The following is a 4,658-nucleotide window of genomic DNA, read 5'->3' as shown; positions in this document are numbered from 1 at the left end:
TTAAGCTGATTCTCTCTTATCATCTTTAGTAAAATATGATAGAAAGTTTTTGTATCTTTACTGTTATTGTATCTAAACTCTACTTCACTACGTTCGTAGCTGCAAGCAGAGCACACTCTTTAAGATGAAGCAAGAAATTCTCTTTCTTAATGCCTTTAAATTTAGATAATCTATGTTTAGCATATCCCCAGAAATTCTCAATGCCGTTGATATGATTTTACCATTTGCTTCTTGTAAAGTAGCAAGCATAGCGTAGCTAAAATTCATTCTTTGAGTGTTTTACTCTGTAGTGCTCTTTAGCTCCATAATCAACCAATCCGTCATAAGCCTTCCAACAATCAGAGTAAATAACGCTCTCGTCCAGATCGCTAAATTCTGATAGTATGGGCATTAGTTCATTTGCAGAGCAATTTTTAACTATTTGAGTATAAACCCTACCGTCTCTTTTAAGCATTCCGTCTGTTTACAGCTATGAGCGTAGCGAAATAGAAACACTGGAGTTTTATTTGCTGCGCCTCTGCCTCTTTTCTCAAAGAGAGTGCAAGCACAAGACCTCTTACTCTTTTAGATCCAAAGTAGCTTTCATCTATTTCAAAGCAAAGCTTCTAGGCGGGCTTGGAAATTTCACCTGAAAACTTAGATATCTTTTCACACTCTTTAGACATCAAAATTCTGATATTTTTTAGAATCTTGTTAATGGAAATTCTAGAAATCTCAGTTAATTTTGCTATTTTAGTAGCCTCTATATCTTCTACAAAATACTTTAAAATTTCTCTAAATTTCTTCTCTGAAATTCGGGAACGGATTATATATTTGTTTTTTAACTTCGCTACGCTCGTTACTTTTCAAGACCATAGCTCTCATCGTAACTTACTGCTCCTTTGTGTGAGCTTAAGTTAAAGAGAGCCTAAATTTAAAAGGGGGCGTTGGAAAAACGCCCATCGCATTTAGCATAGCAAAAGATCTGGGCTTATATTATCAAAGCAACGATAATAGCTTAGTTCCTAAGATATACCCGAAAATGGCGCGAATATCCGCAAAACTTGAAAACATAGACGACTGCGTGTATGATTTTGGCGGTTTTGTAGATCATCAGATACTAGATATTATAAAGGAGTGCGATTTTGCGATAGTCCCGTGTATTCCGGATTGGAATTCTATCTATAGAACGCATGATACGCTTAGCCAAATAGCAGATTACGTCTCAGGCAAGATCATCGTTATTTGCTCTGCGCTTGAAAATAAAGCCGACCTTGAAATGATCGGACGTTATTTGATAGACAACAAGGTAGTACCGGTAGAATATTTTTATCTAAAGTTTAGCAAGATCTTTAAAAATTCAATCGGATCAGGTAAGAGCTTTATTGAGCTATATGAGGAAAACGGGCTAAGTAAGAATCAATACGGCAGTTTTATCGCCCAGTACGTAGAACTTTTAAAATATATCAAACAAAAAAAGGTTAAATAATGGCAAATACGCAGATAGCAGGCGATTTTTTAGTTAATACTCCAAAGCCTTCGATAGATCAAATAATACATAGCGAGATTAAACCGGTAAAATCGCTAAAGAACAATAAAGTTAAAAAGACCAACCTATCTTTTTACGCTTCTCAAAAAGAATTAGACTTTTTAAAGGAACAGTCCTATAAAGAAACGCGGACGATGTCTCAATTAGTTAGAAAATTGATAAAGGACTATGCTGCGCAAAACGGGGTTATCTTATAGTATTTAAAGATATTTAATTCTAATATCTTTAAATAGGTTATAACATATAATCTTAGGATTATCGGTGCGCCTTTTGCTTCTACTAATCTATAAAATATAGAAAATCGGCGCTCGTCCTCCTTTTTCGTGCTCCCTTTTTGCTATTTTTCCTTTTTTCGTCTTTGTTTTTCGTACTTTACTCGCTTGCCGTGATTTTAGTCTTTCCTCTCTCGTAGCTAGTCGCGTCTGTCGCGGCATATTCTCCGGCATAGGTTTTAAGAGGCGAGCAAAAAGCGGCGCGCGCGTTTCGTCCTTGGAAATTTGATACTTTTTGCCTTCCTCCTCTCATAGCTTGGTAGCTTTATTTGGCGTTTTTCCATCGCCGGGGGTCTTACCTCTTGCGGATCATCGGTAAAAAAGACGAGCGATACTTTAGTACTAAAACGAGACTTTTTAAATGCCGATACCCTAATATTATTACTAAAACTATAATACGTAAAAGACAGTAAAGGTTAATAAAAAATAGATAAGATTTCTTATAAATTTAATAATAATCTAAAATACGTAAGAGTAGAATACTATTATCGTGAAAAGTTATCTAGGCTATTAAATTTGCATATGTATTTTTTATAAAGGATTAAGTATGCATAGTTCAAAACCTCTTATAATGGTTTTTGTATTCCCATCCTTGAGCTTTTGTGGCTCTTTAATGATTAATGCAGAGATTGTTTATTTACTTCCGTTTTACGCATTACTTTGGTGTGTCATCATTTATCGAGTTATTTCAGAAAACCTACATCCTGTATTTAAAATTTTACTTATTTTACCGATTATCATGTTTCTATACCGGCTTGAGCCTGTAACAATGTTTACAACTATGCTGGTTCTAGCCACATTCTATAAATTTAAACCTAAAATTCATATGATGGTTGTCTTGATAATTACGATACTAATTTGCTTTTTATATTATAGGCAAGTTATGAACTTATATGTATTTCAAAAAATGTGTGAAAATAAGGAATACTATGTGGAGATTGTGAATAGTAATTATTCTATTGATGAGATAAAAAATAGAGAATATCGTATATTAAATACACAGAAAAGTGATCTATGTGATAAAGATGTGCAATATTGTCCCAAAAATACAACAGTTGTGCATGATGGCAATGTATTTTTAAAAAATACTGACAGACTTATTGCAAAAACATATAAAGTGTTTAGGCCCTATAGTCAATTAGAAATAGTGGTATCATCCTTCTCTAGTGAATTGCATGGCGAATATTGCGGGTATAATGATATAAGTGAAATTTTAATAAAAAATTCTAAAGGAGAAAGCAATTAGTAACAAGTTTCCAAAATATTATTACTAAAACTATAATACGTAAAAGATAGTAAAGGTTAAGAAAAAATAGATAAGATTTCTTATAAATTTAATAATAATCTAAAATACGTAAGAGTAGAATACTATTATCGTGAAAAGTTATCTAGGCTATTAAATTTGCATATGTATTTTTATAAAGGATTAAATATGCAACACAACGACGCCGGCTTCGCTCTTTACTTTGTTGCATCTTTAAAGGAGATGCTATGGGTATGATAATCTTACTTTTTTACGTTATTCCTTACTTGGCAGTTAGTACCGTAGTTATGGTTATCACCGTAAAATACGCTAAGAAAATTTGGATCAGAGGCATAGTAGCGACTGCACTATTTCTAATCCCCACTTACGACATCATCATCACAAACATTCTTGGGGCATATTACTGCGCTACCGCTCCAAAGGCCTTTATAAAAGAAACGGTAGAGTATCCGGAGAGTATTTATTTTGAGGATAATGTTCGTCCCTTTGAGGATGCGAACATAAACTGGATCAAGGGGAGGTTTGTCGACGGTGTCCATATAAAAACTTTGGCTTTAAATTTACCCGACGAAAACGTGACCGTTTTTTCATTTAATGAGAATTCCAGCGAATTAAAAGAATATGAAGAAACCGAAAAAGAGCTTGATAAGGCCATGGGTATCTGCGATACTCTAGAAAAAGAAGTACGCAAAAAGCTTGAAGACGGAATAATAAAATATAAATCGGACGAGCATAGTAGATATATAAATAAAATTGATATGCAAAAAGAGTCGATATTTAAGCTCATGAATAAATCAAAAGAGATTCGGAATAAAATGATTATACAAACAACTACTACAAAAGATAAAATACCGGAAACGAACTATACCGCAAAATTTGACGAGATTAAGCTAGATAAATTTAGCTCAAATTTTCTCATTGCTACCGAATTTAAGCTGATAAACAATAAAACATCCGAGATAATCGCATACAAAAGGGAGTATCATAACTATTACTACAATATGTTTCCGAACCTATCGACGGGAGGCAAAATAAATTGGAAATCGTTTTGTGATTGCGAAGATTTAGAATCAAAAATAGGTATTACGTTTTTGGAGAGTTATTTAACTTGTCCGATATGATTACAAAAATAAAATGAATTAATAAGGATATGCTATGAATACAATAGAAAGTAGTATTATGGAGTTGGGATTAATTTCTCAGATGGTCTATGGAGACTTAAAAGAAAATAAAGAAATTGGAGTAACAGATACTTTCAAAGACGACAAAGGTCACAATGTAAAACTAAATAATACCTATAAAGTCATCGACTATGTCGACAACGACGATACGGATATGCAAGCGCTCTTGCTTGAAAGAGGAGAAGCAAATAATAATGGTGATTTTAAAGGAAGCGGCAACTATGTGCTAGCTTTTCGCGGAACCGAAAGCCGAGTAGATATAGAAGTGGACGCTATCATAGGCCTTGGAAATATAAATATCCAATATAGTTATGCTCTGGAATTTACTTATAAAGCATTGGCAAAGATAGCCAAAGACAAAAACTGTTCTATCGAAGAGGCTAAGAGCTATTTGACATTAACAGGCCATAGTT

At 33.6% G+C, this 4,658-nt stretch carries 6 protein-coding genes and 1 pseudogene; 5 read left to right on the top strand and 2 right to left on the bottom strand.

Annotation, left to right across the window (positions count from 1 at the left end):
* A pseudogene (locus tag RYL88_RS11615) lies at positions 1–809 on the bottom strand (IS1595 family transposase); the annotation flags it as partial.
* A gap of 212 nt (positions 810–1,021) precedes the next feature.
* On the opposite strand from RYL88_RS11615, the gene RYL88_RS11610 reads away from it, so the two are divergent.
* Positions 1,022–1,468, top strand: coding sequence for a hypothetical protein (locus RYL88_RS11610; RefSeq protein ID WP_314991481.1), 447 nt, complete (start codon positions 1,022–1,024; stop codon positions 1,466–1,468).
* Complete coding sequence (locus RYL88_RS11605; protein WP_314991479.1) at positions 1,468–1,725, top strand: hypothetical protein; 258 nt, start codon at positions 1,468–1,470, stop codon at positions 1,723–1,725. Before RYL88_RS11610 ends, RYL88_RS11605 begins: the two co-directional genes overlap by 1 nt.
* Before the next feature lie 175 nt (positions 1,726–1,900).
* Here RYL88_RS11605 and RYL88_RS11600 read toward each other — a convergent pair whose 3' ends face one another.
* Complete coding sequence (locus RYL88_RS11600) at positions 1,901–2,053, bottom strand: hypothetical protein (RefSeq protein WP_314991478.1); 153 nt, start codon at positions 2,051–2,053, stop codon at positions 1,901–1,903.
* Between the two features lie 294 nt (positions 2,054–2,347).
* Here RYL88_RS11600 and RYL88_RS11595 point away from each other — a divergent pair, with 294 nt between their 5' ends.
* The 3 genes from RYL88_RS11595 to RYL88_RS11585 form a co-directional block, all read left to right on the top strand.
* Positions 2,348–3,046 carry a hypothetical protein gene (locus tag RYL88_RS11595; RefSeq protein WP_314991476.1) on the top strand — a complete coding sequence of 233 codons (699 nt, stop codon included), beginning with the start codon at positions 2,348–2,350 and terminating at the stop codon, positions 3,044–3,046.
* A 245-nt stretch (positions 3,047–3,291) separates the two neighbouring features.
* Entirely contained in the window at positions 3,292–4,185 is an 894-nt protein-coding gene (locus RYL88_RS11590) for a hypothetical protein (protein ID WP_314991474.1), read from the top strand.
* Positions 4,186–4,219: 34 nt separating this feature from the next.
* A partial coding sequence (locus tag RYL88_RS11585; protein ID WP_314991472.1) for a hypothetical protein occupies positions 4,220–4,658 on the top strand: 439 nt, incomplete at its 3' end.

Source organism: uncultured Campylobacter sp. (assembly GCF_963517995.1).
In the GTDB taxonomy this organism is placed as follows: domain Bacteria; phylum Campylobacterota; class Campylobacteria; order Campylobacterales; family Campylobacteraceae; genus Campylobacter_A.
Note: the sequence above shows the minus strand (reverse complement) of the source record. Positions and strands in the feature narration are given on the sequence as shown.